General features: G+C 64.6%; 18 protein-coding genes. 10 read left to right on the top strand and 8 right to left on the bottom strand.

What is annotated here, in order from left to right:
- The first annotated feature begins 222 nt into the window (after positions 1-222).
- From WHZ77_RS32460 to WHZ77_RS32500, 9 genes are all read left to right on the top strand, one after another.
- Positions 223-1,530 (top strand): glutamate-5-semialdehyde dehydrogenase, encoded by a 1,308-nt coding sequence (locus WHZ77_RS32460; protein WP_375311653.1) that lies wholly within the window; start codon positions 223-225, stop codon positions 1,528-1,530.
- 22 nt (positions 1,531-1,552) lie between these two features.
- Positions 1,553-2,197, top strand: coding sequence for a nicotinate-nucleotide adenylyltransferase (locus tag WHZ77_RS32465; RefSeq protein WP_375311654.1), 645 nt, complete (start codon positions 1,553-1,555; stop codon positions 2,195-2,197).
- 220 nt (positions 2,198-2,417) lie between these two features.
- Positions 2,418-2,789, top strand: a complete 372-nt coding sequence (gene rsfS / locus WHZ77_RS32470) for a ribosome silencing factor (RefSeq protein WP_028139198.1) — start codon at positions 2,418-2,420, stop codon at positions 2,787-2,789.
- A gap of 95 nt (positions 2,790-2,884) precedes the next feature.
- Positions 2,885-3,367, top strand: coding sequence for a 23S rRNA (pseudouridine(1915)-N(3))-methyltransferase RlmH (rlmH, locus tag WHZ77_RS32475; protein ID WP_143842448.1), 483 nt, complete (start codon positions 2,885-2,887; stop codon positions 3,365-3,367).
- 33 nt (positions 3,368-3,400) lie between these two features.
- Positions 3,401-4,741, top strand: a complete 1,341-nt coding sequence (locus WHZ77_RS32480) for a murein hydrolase activator EnvC family protein (protein WP_375311655.1) — start codon at positions 3,401-3,403, stop codon at positions 4,739-4,741.
- Positions 4,738-6,096, top strand: coding sequence for a S41 family peptidase (locus WHZ77_RS32485; protein ID WP_143842450.1), 1,359 nt, complete (start codon positions 4,738-4,740; stop codon positions 6,094-6,096). The genes WHZ77_RS32480 and WHZ77_RS32485 overlap by 4 nt, the downstream gene beginning before the upstream one ends.
- Positions 6,097-6,240: 144 nt before the next feature.
- Positions 6,241-7,464 carry a divergent polysaccharide deacetylase family protein gene (locus WHZ77_RS32490; RefSeq protein ID WP_375311656.1) on the top strand — a complete coding sequence of 408 codons (1,224 nt, stop codon included), beginning with the start codon at positions 6,241-6,243 and terminating at the stop codon, positions 7,462-7,464.
- A 74-nt stretch (positions 7,465-7,538) separates the two neighbouring features.
- A complete protein-coding gene (locus tag WHZ77_RS32495) occupies positions 7,539-8,042 on the top strand; it encodes an RNA pyrophosphohydrolase (RefSeq protein ID WP_151646218.1) in 504 nt (167 codons plus the stop codon).
- A gap of 62 nt (positions 8,043-8,104) precedes the next feature.
- Positions 8,105-8,605 (top strand): RNA pyrophosphohydrolase, encoded by a 501-nt coding sequence (locus WHZ77_RS32500; protein ID WP_375311657.1) that lies wholly within the window; start codon positions 8,105-8,107, stop codon positions 8,603-8,605.
- A 62-nt stretch (positions 8,606-8,667) separates the two neighbouring features.
- On the opposite strand, the gene WHZ77_RS32505 is transcribed toward WHZ77_RS32500, so the two are convergent.
- The 7 genes from WHZ77_RS32505 to WHZ77_RS32535 form a co-directional block, all read right to left on the bottom strand.
- The gene (locus WHZ77_RS32505) at positions 8,668-9,609 is read right to left on the bottom strand and encodes an IS630 family transposase (RefSeq protein ID WP_375309090.1); all 942 of its coding nucleotides are present in this window, start codon (positions 9,607-9,609) and stop codon (positions 8,668-8,670) included.
- A gap of 87 nt (positions 9,610-9,696) precedes the next feature.
- Positions 9,697-9,915 (bottom strand): hypothetical protein, encoded by a 219-nt coding sequence (locus tag WHZ77_RS32510; RefSeq protein WP_375311658.1) that lies wholly within the window; start codon positions 9,913-9,915, stop codon positions 9,697-9,699.
- Positions 9,916-10,051: 136 nt separating this feature from the next.
- On the bottom strand, positions 10,052-10,459 hold the full coding sequence (locus WHZ77_RS32515) for a F0F1 ATP synthase subunit epsilon (protein ID WP_375311659.1): 408 nt from the start codon (positions 10,457-10,459) through the stop codon (positions 10,052-10,054).
- A gap of 139 nt (positions 10,460-10,598) precedes the next feature.
- Positions 10,599-12,041 (bottom strand): F0F1 ATP synthase subunit beta, encoded by a 1,443-nt coding sequence (atpD, locus tag WHZ77_RS32520; RefSeq protein ID WP_375311660.1) that lies wholly within the window; start codon positions 12,039-12,041, stop codon positions 10,599-10,601.
- 70 nt (positions 12,042-12,111) lie between these two features.
- Positions 12,112-12,987: a F0F1 ATP synthase subunit gamma gene (locus tag WHZ77_RS32525; RefSeq protein WP_375311661.1), complete on the bottom strand. Its 876-nt coding sequence runs from the start codon at positions 12,985-12,987 to the stop codon at positions 12,112-12,114.
- A 171-nt stretch (positions 12,988-13,158) separates the two neighbouring features.
- The gene (gene atpA / locus WHZ77_RS32530; protein WP_143842456.1) at positions 13,159-14,688 is read right to left on the bottom strand and encodes a F0F1 ATP synthase subunit alpha; all 1,530 of its coding nucleotides are present in this window, start codon (positions 14,686-14,688) and stop codon (positions 13,159-13,161) included.
- Entirely contained in the window at positions 14,688-15,248 is a 561-nt protein-coding gene (locus WHZ77_RS32535; RefSeq protein ID WP_151650569.1) for a F0F1 ATP synthase subunit delta, read from the bottom strand. The genes atpA and WHZ77_RS32535 overlap by 1 nt, the downstream gene beginning before the upstream one ends.
- A 646-nt stretch (positions 15,249-15,894) precedes the next feature.
- Here WHZ77_RS32535 and WHZ77_RS32540 point away from each other — a divergent pair.
- Positions 15,895-16,392: a septal ring lytic transglycosylase RlpA family protein gene (locus tag WHZ77_RS32540; RefSeq protein ID WP_375311662.1), complete on the top strand. Its 498-nt coding sequence runs from the start codon at positions 15,895-15,897 to the stop codon at positions 16,390-16,392.
- A 218-nt stretch (positions 16,393-16,610) separates the two neighbouring features.
- Here WHZ77_RS32540 and WHZ77_RS32545 read toward each other — a convergent pair whose 3' ends face one another.
- Positions 16,611-18,821: a primosomal protein N' gene (locus WHZ77_RS32545; RefSeq protein ID WP_375311663.1), complete on the bottom strand. Its 2,211-nt coding sequence runs from the start codon at positions 18,819-18,821 to the stop codon at positions 16,611-16,613.
- Between the last annotated feature and the right edge of the window lie 48 nt (positions 18,822-18,869).

The raw sequence follows: 18,869 nt of genomic DNA on the forward strand, positions 1-18,869 counted from the left end.
TGCGCTCAGCGTCTCACGCGATGATTTCCTCCATGCTGGTGCACGCGGAGCACAGAGCCGCTCGGTTCCGCCCGCCTCGCTTTGGCGGCCGACCGAGCCTGACGCCGGCGACCCCAAAGTCCCGATCGAGGCCACAGCGGCCCCTGCCGGGGTGATTCCCAGCCTCGCCAAACCCGGGATTTCCGTGCTAGGACACTGCCTTAGCAGAAGGTTGAAATTCCAATGGCCGCCCCCCTCAAAGCCGTCGATGGCAATGCCGATCGTACCAGCGATCTCCTGGCGCTGATGTCCGATCTCGCCAACCGTGCCCGCGCCGCCGCGCGCGTGCTGGCGCTGGCGCCGCCGGAGCAGAAGAACCGGGCGCTGGAAGCCATGGAGCGGACGATCCGCGCGAGCTCTGCAGCGATTCTCGCCGCCAATGCCGAGGACGTCGCGGAGGCCCGCGCGTCGAGCAACATGACAGCGTCCTTCATCGATCGCCTGACGCTGACGCCGGCGCGGGTCGAAGCGATGGCCGAGGGAATCGGCATCGTGCGGGGCATCGCCGATCCCGTCGGCATCGTCACCGAGAGCTGGCAGCGGCCGAACGGGATGACCATCGAACGCGTGCGCGTGCCGCTCGGCGTCGTCGGCGTGATTTTCGAGAGCCGGCCGAACGTTGCCGCCGATGCCGGCGTGCTTTGCCTGAAATCCGGCAATGCCGTGATCCTGCGCGGCGGCTCCGACAGTTTCCGCTCCTGCCGCGCCATCCATGAATGCCTGGTGCAGGGCCTGCGCGAAGCCGGCCTGCCCGAAGCCGCGATCACGCTGGTGCCGACGCGCGACCGCGCGGCGGTCGGCATGATGCTGTCCGGATTGAACGGCGCCGTCGACGTCATCGTGCCGCGCGGCGGCAAGAGCCTCGTCGCGCGCGTCGAGGCCGAGGCACGCGTGCCGGTGTTCGCGCATCTCGAAGGCGTCAACCACGTCTATATCGACGCCAGCGCCGACCTCGCCATGGCGAAGTCGATCGTGCTCAACGCCAAGATGCGCCGCACCGGCGTCTGCGGTGCCGCCGAGACGCTGCTGGTCGATCGCGCTGCCGCCGGCAAAAACCTGAAGCCGCTGATCGAGATGCTGATCGAGGCCGGCTGCGAGGTCCGCGGCGACGACGCCGTGCAGAAGATCGATGCGCGCGTCAAGCCCGCGAGCGAAGACGATTGGAATACCGAATATCTCGACGCGATCATTGCAGCGAAGGTGGTCGACGGCGTCGACGGCGCGATCGCGCACATCCAGACCCACGGCTCGCATCACACCGATGCGATCGTGAGCGGGGATGAGGCCGCCGCGAAGAAATTCCTCAGCGAAGTCGATTCCGCGATCGTGCTGCACAACGCATCGACGCAATTCGCCGACGGCGGCGAGTTCGGCTTCGGCGCCGAGATCGGCATCGCCACCGGCCGCTTCCACGCCCGCGGTCCTGTCGGCGCCGAGCAATTGACCAGCTTCAAGTATCGCGTTCACGGCACCGGGCAGACGCGGCCGTAAGCAACGTCGTGGGGCGCGGGCCTTGAGTAACAATTTCGTCGTGCCGCGTTTCCCGGCGCAAGCGATCCCGCCCTATACGGAGGGCATGCGCATCGGCCTGCTCGGCGGCTCGTTCAATCCGCCGCATCAGGCCCATCGCGCCATCAGCCAGTTTGCGCTCAAGCGATTGCAACTCGATCGCGTGTGGTGGCTGGTGACGCCGGGCAATCCGCTGAAGGAGAACGGCACGCTGCATGAGCTCGGTGAGCGGATGCAGGCTGCGCGCGAGGTCGCCAACGACCCCAGGATCGAGGTGAGCTGTCTCGAATCCGTCATCCGTACGCGCTACACTATCGACACGATCAACACCCTGCGCCGCCGCCTCCGCGGCCTGCGCTTTGTCTGGATCATGGGCGCCGACAACCTCGCTCAATTCCATCGTTGGCAGGATTGGCGCCGCATCGCCGGCCAGGTGCCGATTGCGGTCATCGATCGCCCCCCGCAGAGTTTTCGTGCCCTCGCCTCTCCCGCCGCCAAGGCGCTCGCGCGCTACCGCCTGCCCGAGAATAAGGCAGCACTGCTTGCGGATCAGCCGGCGCCGGCCTGGGTTTTCCTGACCGGATTGAAGCTGAATCTCTCCTCGACGGGCTTGCGGAACCCGGACGGGAGCTGGAAAGGTACGAAGTGAGTCAGACTGTGCGGACGGCGTGTGGATTTCGGGCTCTCTGGCATATTGAAACCCTTAACCCCACATGATGTAGTGTAACCAGTGGACGCTGGATTCGGCGTTCGCGATACAGTGAAAGGAATGGTCCCTGACCACATCTGTATTGTCCAAGACAGCTTCAACGAAGTCTGTTTTACCCAACGCAAAGCCGGCGCGTAAAACATCGACCAAAGCTGCGGCCTTGAAGGCGCAACCGGACGCCGACAAGACGCTGAGCCTGATCCTCTCCCGCCTCGACGACATGAAGGCGGAGGAGACGGTCACCATCGACCTTCGCGGCAAATCGGCGTACTCGGACTACATGATCGTCACCACCGGCCGGGTGAACCGGCACGTTGGCGCGATCGCGGAAAACGTCGCCAAGGGCCTCAAGGAAAACGGTATCAAGAACATCCACGTCGAGGGCTTGCCCAATTGCGACTGGGTGCTGATCGATTCCGGCGATGTGATCGTGCACGTGTTCAGACCCGAGGTCCGCGAATTCTACAATCTCGAGCGATTGTACACGCAGGGCCCAGGGGCGGCGAAAGCGATCGCGGCGAAGGCGATCTAGAGGCGACTGGCCGATTTCGAATCGGCTGACGCGCATGCTAGCGTCGTGCGCGCGCAACCTGCGCGCGGCCTTGAAAACACGACCCTGAAAACATCATGCGTGTTGCAGTCATTGCGGTGGGCCGGCTGAAGCAGGGCCCCGAACGGGAGCTTGCCGACCGCTATTTCGAGCGGTTCGACGAGGCCGGACGCAAGCTCGGATTCCGCGAGCTCGCCATCCACGAAATTCCCGAGAGCCGCGCGCGCGACACCGCGACACGGATGGCCGAAGAGGCCGCGGCGATCTCCGCGCATGTTCCGGACAAGTCGATCCTGGTGGCGCTGGACGAGCGCGGCCAGAACCTCGATTCCACCGTATTCGCACGGAATCTCGGGCGCTGGCGCGACGAGGGCGCCGGTCATACTATCTTCGTGATCGGAGGGGCGGACGGACTTTCGCCCGAATTGCGCCGTAAGGCCAAGCTCGCGATTGCGTTCGGCTCGGCGACCTGGCCGCATCAAATGGTCCGCGTCATGCTTCTGGAACAGCTTTATCGGGCCGCCACCATTCTGGCCGGCCACCCCTATCACCGCGCGTGATGCGCGCCACAACGAGCACCTTTGCTTAAAGCGATGCAAGCGCCCGTCATCAACCTGCTGCTGATCGCAAGTGTCTCGGGCGCAAGCGTGTTGGGCGCAAGCCTCGCGCAGGCTCAGACGACAACGCCGGCACAGCAGGCCGCGGCCGTCTCACCCGATGCGGTCAAGCAGCGCGAGCAGGAGCTGGAAGCCGCGCGCGCCAGGCAGAAGAGCGCGGAAGAGGCGCAGGCCAAACTCAAGGCCGAGATCATCTCGCTCGGCCAGGATCGCACCCAGCTCAACCAGCAATTGATCGACACCGCCGCCAATGTGCGCGCCGTCGAGACCAAGATCGACGAAGCCGAAGCGCGGCTGCGGTCGCTGAACGGCCGCGAGCAGCAGATGCGCACCTCGCTGGATTCGCGCCGCGCCGACATCGTCGAGGTGCTGGCCGCCCTGCAGCGCGCCGGCCGGCGGACGCCGCCGGCGCTGCTGGTGCGGCCGGAGGACGCACTGCAATCGCTGCGCACCGCCATGCTGCTCGGCGCGGTGGTGCCGGAACTGCGCGGCCGCGCAGAGAGGATCGCGGGCGAACTCGGCGAACTCGTGGCCTTGCGCAGGAACATCGCCGCCGAGCGCGACCAGCTCGCCACCGACCGCGACAGGATTCGTAACGACCAGACTCGGCTTACGGCCCTCGTCGATGAGCGGCAGCGCCAGCAGGCGTCGCGGGAAAAGGACCTCAGCGCCGAGAGCTCGCGCGCGATCACGCTGTCGAAGCAGGTCGGCGATCTCCAGGGGCTGATCGCCAAGATGGAGCAGGATCTGCAGAGCGCCGCCAAGGCCGCTGAAAAGGCGGCCGAGGCCGCAAGGCTGGCGGAGGCAAAAGCGTCCGCCAGCGCCAAGCCTGGCCCCGGCGCTTTCAAGGATCGGTCCCGGACCACTCCGGCCATCGCCTTCGCCTCGGCCAAGGGCCTGCTGCCGCTCCCGGTTAACGGTAACAAGATCAGGGATTTTGGCGGTTCCGACGGGGTCGGCGGGGTCCAGAAGGGCATTTCGCTGGCCACCAAGCCCGGCTCCCAGATCACGACGCCGTGTGATGGCTGGGTGGTCTATGCCGGCCCGTTCCGCAGCTATGGACAACTCTTGATCCTCAATGCCGGGGGCGGGTATCATGTCCTGATCGCCGGGATGGAGCGCATTTCGGTCAACATCGGACAGTTTGTGCTCACGGGGGAGCCGGTCGCGACCATGGGGTCGACCTCTCAAGTCGCCTCCATTCTCGCCACGAACGCGAGTCAACCTGTGCTGTATGTCGAGTTCCGTAAGGACGGCACTCCAATCGATCCAGGCCCATGGTGGGCCGCAAATGAAGGCGAGAAGGTTCGCGGATGATGCGCAAGACTTCAGTTATCCTCCTCAGCGCGGCCACGGGTGCGGCGCTGACGCTGTTCGTGACCCAGCCGCGCGCGGTCTTCATGGGCTCGAGCGCACGGGCCGCCACCGCGGACACCTATCGCCAGCTCAACCTTTTCGGCGACGTCTTCGAGCGCGTGCGCTCGGACTATGTCGAGAAGCCCGACGACACCAAGCTGATCGAATCCGCCATCAGCGGCATGCTCACAGGCCTCGATCCGCATTCGAGCTACATGGACGCCAAGAGCTTCCGCGACATGCAGGTGCAGACCCGCGGTGAGTTCGGCGGGCTCGGCATCGAGGTGACGATGGAAGACGGCCTGATCAAGGTGGTCTCGCCGATCGACGACACGCCGGCCTCGCGCGCCGGCGTCATGGCCAACGACATCATCACCAATCTCGACGAGGAGGCGGTGCAGGGCCTGACCCTGAACCAGGCCGTCGAGAAGATGCGCGGTCCGGTCAACACCAAGATCAAGCTGAAGATCATCCGCAAGGGCCAGGACAATCCGATCGACGTCACGCTGGTGCGCGACAACATCCGCGTCCGCTCGGTGCGCGCGCGCGTCGAGACCGACGACATCGCCTATATCCGCATCACCACCTTCAACGAGCAGACCACCGAAGGCCTGAAGCGCGAGGTCGCCAACCTCTCGAATCAGATCGGCGACAAGCTCAAGGGCTACATCATCGACCTGCGCAACAACCCGGGCGGCCTGCTCGAGGAAGCGGTCACCGTCTCCGACTCGTTCCTGGAGAAGGGCGAGATCGTCTCGACTCGCGGCCGCAATGCCGAGGAGACGCAGCGTCGTACCGCGCATGCGGGCGATTTGACCAAGGGCAAGCCGGTCATCGTGCTGGTCAATGGCGGCTCGGCCTCGGCGTCGGAAATCGTCGCCGGCGCGCTGCAGGACCACAAGCGCGCGACCATCGTCGGCACGCGCTCGTTCGGCAAGGGTTCGGTGCAGACCATCATCCCGCTCGGCTCGGGCAATGGCGCGCTGCGTCTGACCACGGCGCGCTACTACACGCCGTCGGGCAAATCGATCCAGGCCAAGGGCATCGTGCCCGACATCGAAGTGCTGCAGGACGTGCCGGACGAGTTGAAGTCACGCACCGACACCAAGGGCGAGGCTTCGCTGCGCGGCCATCTGAAGAACGACGGCGACGAGAAGACCGGCTCGCAGTCCTATGTTCCGCCGGACGCCAAGGACGACAAGGCGCTCAAGCTCGCCGGCGACCTGCTCCACGGCATCAAGAACAGCGCCTCCGCGGCGCCCACGCCGGGCGACAACAAGGGCGCGACCACCGACAAGCCCAAAGCGGCGAACTAAGTCGGGCGCATCACGCGATCCAGCGAAAGGGCGGCTCCCGGAGCCGCCCTTTTTGCTTGGTCTTGCGCAATCCCCGGCGCATCCCGGCCTGCCGCCGCTTGACCTCGGCGTGGTATCGTCGGCGGGAGTGATTCGGGATCTCGCATGACTGAAACGGCCGATGATCTGAGCGCCCCGCTCGGACAGGACAAGCCGCGCCGAAAGCGCCGGCTGCGGCTGCCGTTCACGGCCATGCAGGCGCTGGCCGTCATGCTCGGCCTGTTCCTGGCCGCCTTTGCCGGCTTTGCCATCTTCAACAAGGATCCGCTCGGCGGCGAGCCGATGACGCGGATCGCGATCCGCGAGCCCAAAGCCACCGACGAGAAACCCGCCGCTGCCGGCCATGGCCAGGAGAGCAAGCAGGACAGCAGGCACGAGGCCAAGGAAGCGCCGAAGCAAGCGGGCGAGCAGAAGACCGTCACCATGATCGACGGTTCCACCGGCACGCGCCACGACGTGGTGATCGGTGGCGGGGACTCGGCGGACAAGGGCGAAGCGGCGGCCGCGAATGCGCCGCCGCCCGTCATGGCCGGGATCGACCCGAAACTGCTGGAGAAGTCGCGCTACGGCATGATCCCGGTGGTGGCGGGAGACCTGAAGCCGTTCAACGTCTATGCCGCGGATGCCGACCGCGCCAAGGCCGCCAAGATGCCCGTGGTCGCGATCCTGATCGGCGGCCTCGGCGTCGGCGCCGCCAAGACCACCGACGCGATCATGCGGCTGCCGCCGGCGGTGACGCTGGCCTTCACGCCCTACGGTGCCGACCCCGGCAAGCTGGCCGAACGGGCTCGCGCCCAGCGCCACGAGATCTTCCTCCAGATCCCGATGGAGCCCTACGACTTCCCGGACAACGACCCGGGGCCGCAGACGCTGCTGACCTCGCTCACCACCGACCAGAACATGGACCGCCTGTACTGGCACCTCAGCCGCATGCAGGGCTATGCCGGCCTCACCAATTTCATGGGCGCCCGCTTCGTGGCGACGGAGCCGGCGATGCAGCCGATCATCCGCGAGGCGGCCAAGCGCGGCCTCGGCTTCTTCGACGACGGCTCCTCGCCCCGCAGCATCGCGCCGCAGGCCGCGGCCAGTGCGGCGATGCCGTTCGGCAAGGGCGACATCGCAATCGACGTGGTGCCGACCCCGGTCGAGATCGACCGCGCCCTGAACAAGCTCGAATCGATGGCGCGCGAGCGCGGCACGGCCGTGGGCACCGCCTCGGCCCTGCCGGTCTCGATCGAGCGCATCGGCGCATGGACCAAGACATTGAGCGACCGGGGTATCCTTTTGGTGCCATTGACAACCGCGATGCTGAAATCAAAATCCAGCTAAATCAACGGATTGGTACGGCACGGGTCCCGCGGGGGCCGGCATGCCCGCCAAAAGCACGCGAGAGGCCTGGCGGAATGGCGCGTTACGAGGATTTGCCCTACCGGACCTGCGTCGGCGTGATGCTGATCAACCGGAAGGGACTGGTGTTCATCGGCCGCCGCGCCGGCGGCATCGAGCATGTCGACGACAGCCATGTCTGGCAGATGCCGCAGGGCGGCGTCGATCCCGGCGAGGACACCTGGGACGCGGCCAGGCGCGAACTCTATGAGGAGACCAGCGTGCGCTCGGTCGAGCGGCTCGGCGAGGTCCCGGACTGGCTCACTTACGACATTCCGCGCACGGTCGCGGGGCGTACCTGGAAGGGCCGTTACCGGGGCCAGCGCCAGAAATGGTTCGCAGTGCGCTTCACTGGCGAGGACAGCGAGATCAACGTCGAGCACCCCGGCGGCGGCCACAAGGCCGAGTTCGTGAGCTGGCGCTGGGAACCGATGAAGAATTTGACCGGGCTGATCATTCCCTTCAAGCGCCCGGTCTACGAGCGCGTGGTGAAGGAATTTTCCGCGCTGGCGGATGAATAAATCAAATTGTCATTCCGGGTTCGGTGCTAAGGCATCGCCGGAATGACACGGAAGATCCGCACGTGACGAATGAAAAGCCCTACCGTCCCAATGTGGGCATCGCCCTGTTCAATGCCGATGGCCGCGTTCTGATCGGGCACCGCTTCAAGGGCGACGGACCCGAGATCATCCTGCCGGGCCTCGACTGGCAGATGCCGCAGGGCGGGGTCGATGACGGCGAGAATCTGCGCGACGCCGCGATGCGCGAGCTCTGGGAAGAGACCAGCGTCGTCAGCGCTGATTTTCTCGGCGAGACCGACTGGCTCACCTACGAATTCCCTCCCTATGACGGACCGCAAACGCATCGGCTAGCGAAGTACCGCGGCCAGCGCCAAAAGTGGTTCGCGCTGCGCTTCACCGGCAAGGACGACGAGATCGATCCGCTGACGCCGCGCAACGACCAGCCCGCGGAATTCGACGCATGGCGCTGGGAGCGCCTCGACCGCGTCACCGATCTCGTGGTGCCGTTCCGCCGCGACGTCTACCGCGCGGTGGCGCAGCAGTTTGCGCCGTTCGGAAACTGAAGCTGCGAAAACAACCCCATGCACAGTAGAATGGGGGTTGAAATCCTTAGAGCGTGCTGTTTTTATACGGAAACATAGCCTGAATTTTTGAGATAGTTGGCGCATTCCTGCGCGGAGAAGAGGTCGAGCAGTTCACCGACCTTGCGCCAGGTTGCCTCGACGTCACGCGGCTCTGCAGCTCGCATCAGATGTTTGAGCTTGGCGAAGACCTGTTCGATCGGATTGAGGTCGGGACTGTAGGGCGGCAGGAAGAGCAGATGCGCTCCGGCGGCGCGGATGGCATTGCGGGCGGACTTGCCTTTGTGACTGCCGAGATTATCGAGGATGACGACCTCGCCTTTTGCCAGCGTTGGCACCAGAACCTTCTCGACATAGAGGGTGAAGAGTTCCCCATTGATGGGGCCGTCGATGACCCAAGGTGCGCTGATCTGGTCGTGCCGCAGCGCTGCAATGAAAGTCATGGTCTTCCAATGACCGAAAGGCGCGGATGCCTGGAGCCGCTGTCCACTCGGACCCCAGCCGCGCAGTGGTGCCATGTTGGTCTTGATCCAGGTCTCATCGATAAAGATCAGGCGTGAAGCGTCAATCTTGCCTTGATGGGCCTTCCAGCGCGTCCGTTTACGAGCGATATCGGGGCGATCTTGTTCGGCCGGCAGGATCGTTTTTTTGAAGCTCAGCCCTTCGGCATGCACAAACGTCCACACGGCCCGCACATCTGTCTTGATCCCGCGTGCTGCCAACTCCTGTGTCAGCTTCCGTAAGGTGAATGGCCCAGAGAGAACGCGCTTGCGTAGCCAGTCGGCATGGGCACCGGATAGAACCGGCTTCTTGTGACCACCAATCTTGCCAGGCGAAACGCCTCCAGTCTCCCGCCTCAGATTCTTCCACTTCGTTACACAGGACGGGCTGATCTCAAGCGCCTCTGCAATCGAGCGAACCGTCTCCCCTGCGTCAGCCCGCGCCAGAGCCCGTTCACGAAGGTCTTCCGAATAGGGTCGCGTCATCCATGCTGGCCTCCGTCCTCCAGCATGAACTTTGAATCAGAAATCGGCTCCCCTGGGAATCCCGATTCCGGTAAAAAACAACATGCTCTAGAGAATTTTTCGGCGGAAATTGGGGCGTGAGGGGCGCACCATTCTCTCGCGCCCTCTCCCGCTTGCGAGGGCCTTGTAGTCGCCGGCGGCGGAATATTCGCCGTTGAGATAGCCGCGCACGCGCTCGCCGACGAACGGCACCATGTCGGCCGGGAATTTGCCACCGGATGCGGCCGGCGGCGAAGCCATCGGCGCCGGACTTGTCGCCGCGATCACAGGCGCCTATCCGCGCGCGCAGAATGCCGCTATCGGCGTCGCGATGCAACAAAGTTTCAGCGCCCGCCACGGCCGTGGCGAGCGCTGAACCTGTTCAGGAATTTGAGGCTTGAGCCCCGGAGCGGTGCCCCGGGGCTTAATGCATAGCCGTGCTGTTGAGCTGCTGCTGGATGCTCTTGAAGTGGTCGAGCCGCGCGATGGCCTGATCGAGCTCGTTGCCTTCGTGCTCCTTCAGCCCCTCTTCCATCTCCGAGACGGTCGCGGCGAACTGGGCGCGGTCGAGCTCGGCCAGCGATGTCGCCACGTCGGCGAGCACGGTCAGGCCCTTTTCGGAAACCTCGGCGAGGCCGCCGAGCACGATGATCTTCTCGTGCTTGCCGCCGGTGGTGACGGTGAGAATGCCGGGGCGGATCGCAGCCACGACCGGCGCATGTCCCGCCAGCACGCCGAAATCACCCTCGACGCCGGGAATGTCGACCTGATCGACCTCACCCGAGAATGCGAGCTTTTCCGGCGAGACGAGATCGAAGTGGAAGGTGGCCATGGGCTATCCGTTGTTTTCCGCTTGCCACCCGCGGGCTTGCCCCGCGGGTCCATCTATCGAAATTTTGTTCAATGGATCGCCGGACTCTACGAAAAGACGCGCTTCACGCTTTTGCCCGACGATGACGAGGTGAAAAAGCTTAAGCAGCTTCCGCCGCCAGCTTCTTGCCCTTCTCGACCGCCTCTTCGATGGTGCCGACCATGTAGAAGGCGGCTTCCGGCAGGTGATCGTACTTGCCTTCCACCAGGCCCTTGAAGCCCTTGATGGTGTCGGCGAGTTCGACGAACTTGCCCGGCGATCCCGTGAAGATTTCGGCGACGAAGAACGGCTGCGACATGAAGCGCTCGACCTTGCGGGCGCGGGCCACGGTCAGCTTGTCCTCCTCCGAAAGCTCGTCCATGCCGAGAATGGCGATGATGTCCTGCAGCGCCTTGTAGCGCTGCAGCACCTGCTGGACCTGACGGGCGACGGCGTAGTGCTCCTCGCCGACGACCAGCGGAGAGAGCATGCGCGAGGTCGAGTCGAGCGGGTCAACCGCCGGATAGATGCCCTTTTCCGCGATCGAGCGCGACAGCGTGGTGGTCGCGTCCAAATGCGCGAACGAGGTCGCGGGCGCCGGGTCGGTCAAGTCGTCGGCCGGAACGTAGATGGCCTGCACCGAGGTGATCGAGCCCTTCTGCGTGGTGGTGATGCGCTCCTGCAGCGCGCCCATGTCGGTCGCGAGCGTCGGCTGATAACCCACCGCCGAAGGAATACGGCCGAGCAGCGCCGACACTTCCGAACCGGCCTGGGTGAAGCGGAAGATGTTGTCGACGAAGAACAGCACGTCCTGGCCCTTGTCGCGGAAGTCTTCCGCGATGGTCAGACCGGTGAGCGCGACGCGGGCGCGTGCGCCCGGCGGCTCGTTCATCTGGCCGAACACCAGCGCGCACTTCGACTTCACGCTCGGATCCGGATTGTGCGGATCGGCGTTGACCTTGGACTCGATGAACTCGTGATAGAGGTCGTTGCCCTCGCGGGTACGCTCGCCGACACCGGCGAACACGGAGTAACCGCCGTGCGCCTTCGCGACGTTGTTGATCAGCTCCTGAATCAGCACGGTCTTGCCGACGCCGGCGCCGCCGAACAGGCCGATCTTGCCACCCTTCGCGTAAGGAGCGAGAAGGTCGACGACCTTGATGCCGGTGACCAGAATTTCCGCCTCGGTCGACTGGTCGGTGTAGCTCGGCGCTTCCTGATGGATGGCGCGCAGGCCTTCCGACTTGACCGGACCGGCCTCGTCGATCGGCTCGCCGATGACGTTGATGATGCGGCCGAGCGTGCCTTCGCCGACCGGGACGCGGATCGGCGAACCGGTGTCGGTCACTTCCTGGCCGCGCACCAGACCTTCGGTCACGTCCATCGCGATCGTGCGCACGGTGGACTCACCGAGATGCTGCGCGACCTCGAGCACCAGGCGGATATTGCCGTTCCTGGTTTCCAGCGAATTCAGAATGGCCGGCAGGTGGCCTTCGAACTTGACGTCGACGACGGCGCCCATGACCTGGGTGACGCGACCGACCTGGTTAGCTGCTGTGGCCATGATTAGCTCTCCTTCGAAGTTCTGTACTTGCGAAATTCTGTACTTGAACGACCGTCGTTTGGTTGATGCCTCAGACCGCCTCGGCGCCGGAGATGATCTCGATCAGCTCCTTGGTGATCTGGGCTTGACGGGTTCGGTTGTAGATCTGGGTTTGCTTGCGGATCATTTCGCCGGCGTTGCGGGTGGCGTTGTCCATCGAGCTCATCTGCGCGCCGTAGAACGAGGCGTTGTTTTCCAGCAGCGCACGGAAGATCTGCACCGCGATGTTGCGCGGCAACAGGCGGGAGAGGAGCTCGTCCTCCTCCGGCTCGTATTCATAAGAGGTCGACGGCGCGTTCGCCGCCTTTTCTTCCACCGTCAGCGGAATGATCTGCTGCGCGGTCGGGACCTGGGCGATCACCGACTTGAACTGCGCATAGAACAGCGTGCAGACGTCGAACTCGCCGTTGTCGAAACGGGCGAGAACCTTCCTGGCGATGTCCTCGGCGTTGACGAAGCCGAGCTGGCGAACGCTGCGCAGGTCGAGGTGCTCGACGATCTGCTTGTCGAACAGGCGGCGGAGCTGCTCGTAGCCCTTGCGCCCGACGCAGAAGAATTTCACTTCCTTGCCCTGCGCCATCAGCGCGTTGGCGCGATCGCGCGCGAGGCGCACGATCGACGAGTTGAAGGCGCCGGACAGGCCGCGCTCGCCGGTGCAGACCAGCAGCAGGTGGACCTGGTCCTTGCCGGTGCCGGCGAGCAGCGCCGGTGCGCCGGGCGAACCGGCGGCAGCACTGGCGATGTTGGAGATCACCGCGCTCATCTTGTCGGCATAGGGCCGCGCCGCCTCTGCCGCTTGCTGGGCACGGCGCAACCGGGACGCAGCAACCATCTGCATCGCCTTGGTGATCTTTTGCGTCGCCTTGGTGGAGGCGATGCGGACGCGCATGTCTTTAAGTGACGCCATTCTTCGTCCCCAGCGATCAGCTTGCGGCTCGATCGCGACCCTGTCTTGTCGTCATGCCCGGGCTAGTCCCGGGCATCCACATACTCGTCTCCACGCGAAAAGGCGTGGATGGCCGGGACTTCAATGCGAAGACGCGCTTCGCGCTCCAGCCCGGCCATGACGGCTCTTTATTTACGCAAAGCTCTTGGCAAAACCTTCGACCACCGACTTCAGCTTGGCAGCGGTGTCGTCGGTGAGGTCGCGGGTGTCGCGGATCGAATTGAGGATCTCGACGTTCTTGCCGCGCAGCAGCGAGAGCAAACCGTCCTCGAACGCGCGCACCTTGCTGACCGGCAGCGGATCGAGATAGCCGTTGGTGCCGGCCCAGATCACGCAGACCTGCTCTTCCATCTTCAGCGGCGCGAACTGCGGCTGCTTCAGGAGTTCGGTCAGGCGCGAACCGCGGTTCAGCAGGCGCTGGGTCGAGGCGTCGAGGTCGGAGCCGAACTGCGCGAACGCCGCCATTTCGCGGTACTGCGCGAGCTCGCCCTTGATCTTGCCGGCGACCTTCTTGGTGGCCTTGGTCTGCGCCGAGGAGCCGACGCGCGACACCGACAGACCGACGTTCACCGCGGGACGGATGCCCTGGAAGAACAGGTCGGTTTCCAGGAAGATCTGGCCGTCGGTGATCGAGATGACGTTGGTCGGGATGTAGGCCGACACGTCGTTGGCCTGGGTTTCGATGACCGGCAGCGCGGTCAGCGAGCCCGAGCCCTGGTCCTTGTTCAGCTTGGCCGCGCGCTCGAGCAGGCGGGAATGCAGATAGAACACGTCGCCCGGATAGGCTTCGCGGCCCGGCGGGCGGCGCAGCAGCAGCGACATCTGGCGGTAGGCGACGGCCTGCTTGGACAGATCGTCATAGATGATGACCGCGTGCATGCCGTTGTCGCGGAAGTACTCGCCCATGGTGCAGCCCGTGAAGGGCGCGATGTACTGCATCGGCGCCGGATCCGAAGCGGTGGCGGCGACGATGATCGAGTACTCGAGCGCGCCCTGCTCTTCCAGCACCTTCACGAACTGGGCGACGGTCGAACGCTTCTGGCCGACCGCGACGTAGACGCAGTACAGCTTGATGTTCTCGTCGGGCTGCGCGTTGAGCGGCTTCTGGTTCAGGATGGTGTCGAGCGCGATCGCGGTCTTGCCGGTCTGACGGTCGCCGATGATCAACTCGCGCTGGCCGCGGCCGATCGGGATCAGGGCATCGATCGCCTTGAGGCCGGTCGCCATCGGCTCGTTCACCGACTTGCGCGGGATGATGCCGGGCGCCTTGACGTCGACGCGCATGCGCTTGTCGGCCTGGATCGGGCCCTTGCCGTCGATCGGGTTGCCGAGCGCGTCGACGACGCGGCCGAGCAGACCCTTGCCGACCGGCGCGTCCACGATGGCGCGGGTGCGCTTGACGGTCTGGCCTTCCTTGATCTCGCGGTCGGCACCGAAAATAACGATACCGACGTTGTCGGTCTCGAGGTTCAGCGCCATGCCGCGGGTGCCGTTCTCGAACTCGACCATTTCACCGGCCTGGACGTTGTCCAGACCGTAGACACGGGCGATGCCGTCGCCGACGGACAGCACCTGTCCGACTTCGGAGACTTCAGCTTCCTGGCCGAAATTCTTGATCTGGTCCTTGAGGATCGCGGAAATTTCCGCGGCGCGGATGTCCATCAGCCTGCCTCTTTCATCGCGTGCTTGATCGAATTGAGTTTGGTGCGAAGCGAACTATCGATCATGCGGCTGCCAAGCTTCACGACGAGGCCACCGATGATCGAGGGATCGACATTCACGTTCAGCGCGACGTCCTTGCCAGTCACCGATTTCAGGGCAACCTTGAGGGCATCGAGATTCTTGTCCGAGAGCGCTTCCGCCACTGTCACGTCCGCGGTCGCTTCACCCTTGAACCTGGCGACGAGGGCGCGGTAGGCGCGGATGACGTCAGTCACCACGAACAGGCGGCGGTTTGCGGTCAACACTTTCAGGAAATTGGCGGAGATGCCGGCGATGCCGGCCTTGTCCAGCACGGCCGAGAGGGCCCTGGACTGGGTCTCGGCGGCGAATACCGGACTGCGGACGAGGCGCTTCAGATCGGCGCTCTCGTTCAGCAGAGCCTCGAATCTTTCGAGATCGGCTTTGACCTCGTCGACCAATTTCTGGTCGCGGGCCAGTTCAAACAAGGCCGTTGCATAACGGCCCGACACACCTGAAACGGACGTATCTTCTGCAGCCACAGACGCGCTCTTTTTGCTGTCAAACTCGCAAGGGAAAAACCGTCGCCACAAAGCGGCGCCTAGCGATCCAAGCCCTTGGAATTCAAGCGGGACTTCGATTTTCGGCCGGCACGGGACGTGCCGGGTCCGTTAAAATCGCGGCTTTGCTAACATAGCAGGCGCGCACGTGCAACATGACGCCAAATTAAAGGCACGAGGTTCTGTCGCCAGTTCGTCGCAGCTCGCGACGCCTTCGCGATGATCCGCACGACGACCTGCCACGCCACGGAATTGGCGCGAGCCTGAGGCCGGCATAGCGCCCCTTCGTTCCTGCCCTCAGCGCATAGCGGCTATGAACACGGATCGCAGAGCCGTGAATTCGACGCCCCGCGCGCGGGCTGCTGAATACTTACCCAATTCTTAACTGAGGGAGCGATGACTTTGTTTTACAGTATTCATAAGTAATAATTCAGTTAATAAATCGTTAAATCAAAATACAATGGAATGCCGATTGAATATCGCTACGGGTCACAAGATGTTTCATCGCGACACATACCTAAAATACTGCCCAATTCACGCCTCATTGCGAAAGGAAACGCAATCCGCTCACGAGTGAAGGGGGCTCCACTGACCACATATGTGGCAATACTAGATTAGGGACCACTAAATGCTGTCTTTGTTGACGCTGGGCTCCGTGACCCGGCCGCGTACGGCGATCGCTTTTATTGCCGCAACTATCCTCGTTGGTGGAACTGCCACCGAGGCTTCCGCCAAATCCAGGCATCACAGGCACCATCACCATCATCACGCCCAGACCGATTCCAATTCCGGCTCGGATTGGCGCAATGCCAACGCGGCAATGACGCCGTCGTCGGGCTCCGGGCACAGCTTCTCCGGCATGGCCTCCTTCTACGGCAACGAGTCCGGCAGCAGGACCGCGTCGGGCCAGCGCTTCAACCAGAACGCCATGACCGCCGCACACCGTTCGCTGCCGTTCGGCACCAAGCTCCGCGTCACCCATCGCGGGTCGAGCGTCATCGTCACCATCAATGACCGTGGCCCGTTCATTCGCGGCCGTGTGCTCGACCTCTCCACGGGCGCAGCCCGCGCCATCGGTCTCACCGGCGCCGGCGTCGGCCGCGTCACCGCGGAAGTCATCTCCTAAGCGCTCAAGCGTCAAAGCGCAGTTCTCGTCATTGTCTGCGGATATGTGAGCGGCGAGATCAGAGCGAGCGAAACAAGCCCGCCGTCTTGGGGGACGGCGGGCTTTTTTACGTGCTGTCATTCCGGGGCGCGACGAAGTCGCGAGCCCGGAATCCATTCATCCACCGACTCTACCGCCCGATGGGGCTCACGCTTCGCGTGCCCCGGAATGACAGAGAGCTACAAAAAGCTCTGCGGATCGACGTCCACTTCCAGCTTCTGATTGCCTTTTGGCTTCGGACACACCGCGAGCCAGTTGCGCAAATAATCCGACAGGTCGAAACCGCGCGCCGATTTCACCAGGATGCGGAAGCGATAGCGGCCCTTGATGACCGCGAGCGGCGCTTCCGCCGGCCCCAGCACCACCACGCGCTCGTCGCGCGGCGCGAGCGCAACGAGTCTCCTGCCAAAGCCTTCCGCGCTCGGGCGGTCGCCGGCCGAGATGATCAGGCTCGCGAGCCGGCCGAACGGCGGATAGAGCGTGCGCTCGCGCAAGTCGATCTCGCTGTCGTAGAAGGCCTCGCGGTCGCAGGCGATCAGCGCCTTCATCACGGGATGATCGGGCTGGTGGGTCTGGAGATAGCCGACGCCGCGGCCCTGCTCGCGTCCGGCGCGGCCGATCACCTGGTTGAGCAATTGCCAGGTGCGTTCCGACGCCCTGGGATCGCCATTGGACAGGCCGAGATCGGCATCGACCACGCCGACCAGATTGAGCCGCGGGAAATTGTGGCCTTTCGCCACCAGCTGCGTGCCGATGATGACGTCGACACGGCCTTCGGCGATCTCGTTGAGCTCGGAGCGCATCGTCTCGATCGAGGTGATGAGATCGCTCGACAGCACCATGGTGCGCGCATCCGGAAACAGCGCGGCGGCCTCCTCCTGCAAACGCTCGACACCGGGCCCGACCGCCACGAGCGATTCCTCGGCTGCGCAATGCGGGCAGGTCTGTGGGCGCGGCATCGAGAAGCCGCAATGGTGGCAGACCAGCCGCTGGCGAAAGCGATGATCGACCAGCCAGGCGTCGCAGATGGTGCAGGCAAAGCGATGGCCGCAGGCGCGGCACAGCGTCAGCGGCGCATAGCCGCGGCGATTGAGGAACAGCAGCGCCTGCTCGCGCTTCTCGATCGCGGTCCTGATTTCGGAGGCCAGGCGCGGCGAGATGAAACGGCCGCGCGCGGGCGGCTCGCGGCGCATGTCGATGGCTTCGATATGCGGCATGTGCTGGCCGCCGAAGCGCGAGGGCAGCGCGATGCGCTGATAGCGGTTTTTTCGCGCGTTGACTTCGGACTCGACGGAGGGCGTGGCGGACGCCAGCACGATCGGGATCCTGGCGATATGCGCGCGCACCACCGCCATGTCGCGGGCGTGATAATGCACGCCCTCATCCTGCTTGTAGGCCTGGTCGTGCTCTTCATCGACGACGATGAGGCCGAGATTGCCGTAAGGCAGGAACAGTGCCGAGCGCGCGCCGACCACGACCGGCGCGGTGCCCTCGGCGATCGCGGCCCAGTTGCGCGCGCGGGTGCGCGGCGTCAGCTCCGAATGCCACTCCAGAGGACGTACGCCAAAGCGCTGCGCGAAGCGGTCAAGGAACTGGCCGGTGAGCGCGATCTCCGGCATCAGGATCAGAGTCTGTTTGCCGCGGCGGATGCACTCCGCAATGGCCTCGAAATAGACCTCGGTCTTGCCCGAGCCGGTGACACCGTCGAGCAGCGCGACGTGGAACGAGCCGTTGGCCGCGAGCGCGCGCATCGTATCCGCGGCGGCGCGCTGCAGCGGCGAGAAATCCGGCCGGCCGAAATCCGGATCGGGCGCGGGCGGCGGTGGCGGCGGCGGCATCGGCTCGACCGTGAGCGTGCCCTCGTCGACGAGCCCGTCGATCACGCCGGCGGAGACGCCGGCTTCCCTGGCAGCTTCGGACTTGCCGTGCAGCAGCCGGTCCGACAGCACATCGAGCAGGCGCTGCCGCGCCGGCGTCAGACGCTTGGGGGGATCGCCGACCAGGCGCACGCCGGCGCGCGTCCGCTCGGGGCCGAGGTTCTCGCCCATCCGCAGGCACATGCGCAGCACCATGCCGCGCGGGCTCAGCGTGTAGTTGGCGACCCAATCGACCACCGAGCGCAGCTCGGGCTTGAGGGGCGGGATATCGAGCTTCTCGCTGACTTCTTTCAGGCGATTGTGCAGGCGCGGATCGGGGTTGGCGTTTTCCGCCCAGACCACGGCGAGCACCTCGCGGGCCCCGAGCGGCACGCCGACGAGATCGCCCGCCTTCAGCTCCATGCCGCGCGGCACCTTGTAGGAATAGGTCTGGTCGAGCGCGACCGGCACCAGCACGTCGACCATGCCGGTCGCGTGGGTAGGGGCGGCGTTGCTGCGCGACGTATGATCCATCAACGGTCTTTGGAGGGAGAATCGGAACCTGACGTTTGGAGGCTAGCG

This window comes from Bradyrhizobium sp. A5 (assembly GCF_042076515.1).
GTDB classification, from domain to species: domain Bacteria; phylum Pseudomonadota; class Alphaproteobacteria; order Rhizobiales; family Xanthobacteraceae; genus Bradyrhizobium; species Bradyrhizobium cosmicum.

Excerpts from the sequence above, each read along its gene's own strand:
- rlmH (WP_143842448.1), top strand. The coding sequence starts at position 2,885 with ATGCGTGTTGCAGTCATTGCGGTGGGCCGGCTGAAGCAGGGCCCCGAA.
- WHZ77_RS32545 (WP_375311663.1), bottom strand. The coding sequence starts at position 18,821 with ATGGATCATACGTCGCGCAGCAACGCCGCCCCTACCCACGCGACCGGC.
- atpA (WP_143842456.1), bottom strand. The coding sequence starts at position 14,688 with ATGGACATCCGCGCCGCGGAAATTTCCGCGATCCTCAAGGACCAGATC.
- WHZ77_RS32495 (WP_151646218.1), top strand. The coding sequence starts at position 7,539 with ATGGCGCGTTACGAGGATTTGCCCTACCGGACCTGCGTCGGCGTGATG.
- WHZ77_RS32515 (WP_375311659.1), bottom strand. The coding sequence starts at position 10,459 with ATGGCCACCTTCCACTTCGATCTCGTCTCGCCGGAAAAGCTCGCATTC.
- atpD (WP_375311660.1), bottom strand. The coding sequence starts at position 12,041 with ATGGCCACAGCAGCTAACCAGGTCGGTCGCGTCACCCAGGTCATGGGC.
- WHZ77_RS32490 (WP_375311656.1), top strand. The coding sequence starts at position 6,241 with ATGACTGAAACGGCCGATGATCTGAGCGCCCCGCTCGGACAGGACAAG.
- WHZ77_RS32480 (WP_375311655.1), top strand. The coding sequence starts at position 3,401 with ATGCAAGCGCCCGTCATCAACCTGCTGCTGATCGCAAGTGTCTCGGGC.
- WHZ77_RS32485 (WP_143842450.1), top strand. The coding sequence starts at position 4,738 with ATGATGCGCAAGACTTCAGTTATCCTCCTCAGCGCGGCCACGGGTGCG.
- WHZ77_RS32525 (WP_375311661.1), bottom strand. The coding sequence starts at position 12,987 with ATGGCGTCACTTAAAGACATGCGCGTCCGCATCGCCTCCACCAAGGCG.
- WHZ77_RS32540 (WP_375311662.1), top strand. The coding sequence starts at position 15,895 with ATGCTGTCTTTGTTGACGCTGGGCTCCGTGACCCGGCCGCGTACGGCG.
- WHZ77_RS32505 (WP_375309090.1), bottom strand. The coding sequence starts at position 9,609 with ATGACGCGACCCTATTCGGAAGACCTTCGTGAACGGGCTCTGGCGCGG.
- WHZ77_RS32460 (WP_375311653.1), top strand. The coding sequence starts at position 223 with ATGGCCGCCCCCCTCAAAGCCGTCGATGGCAATGCCGATCGTACCAGC.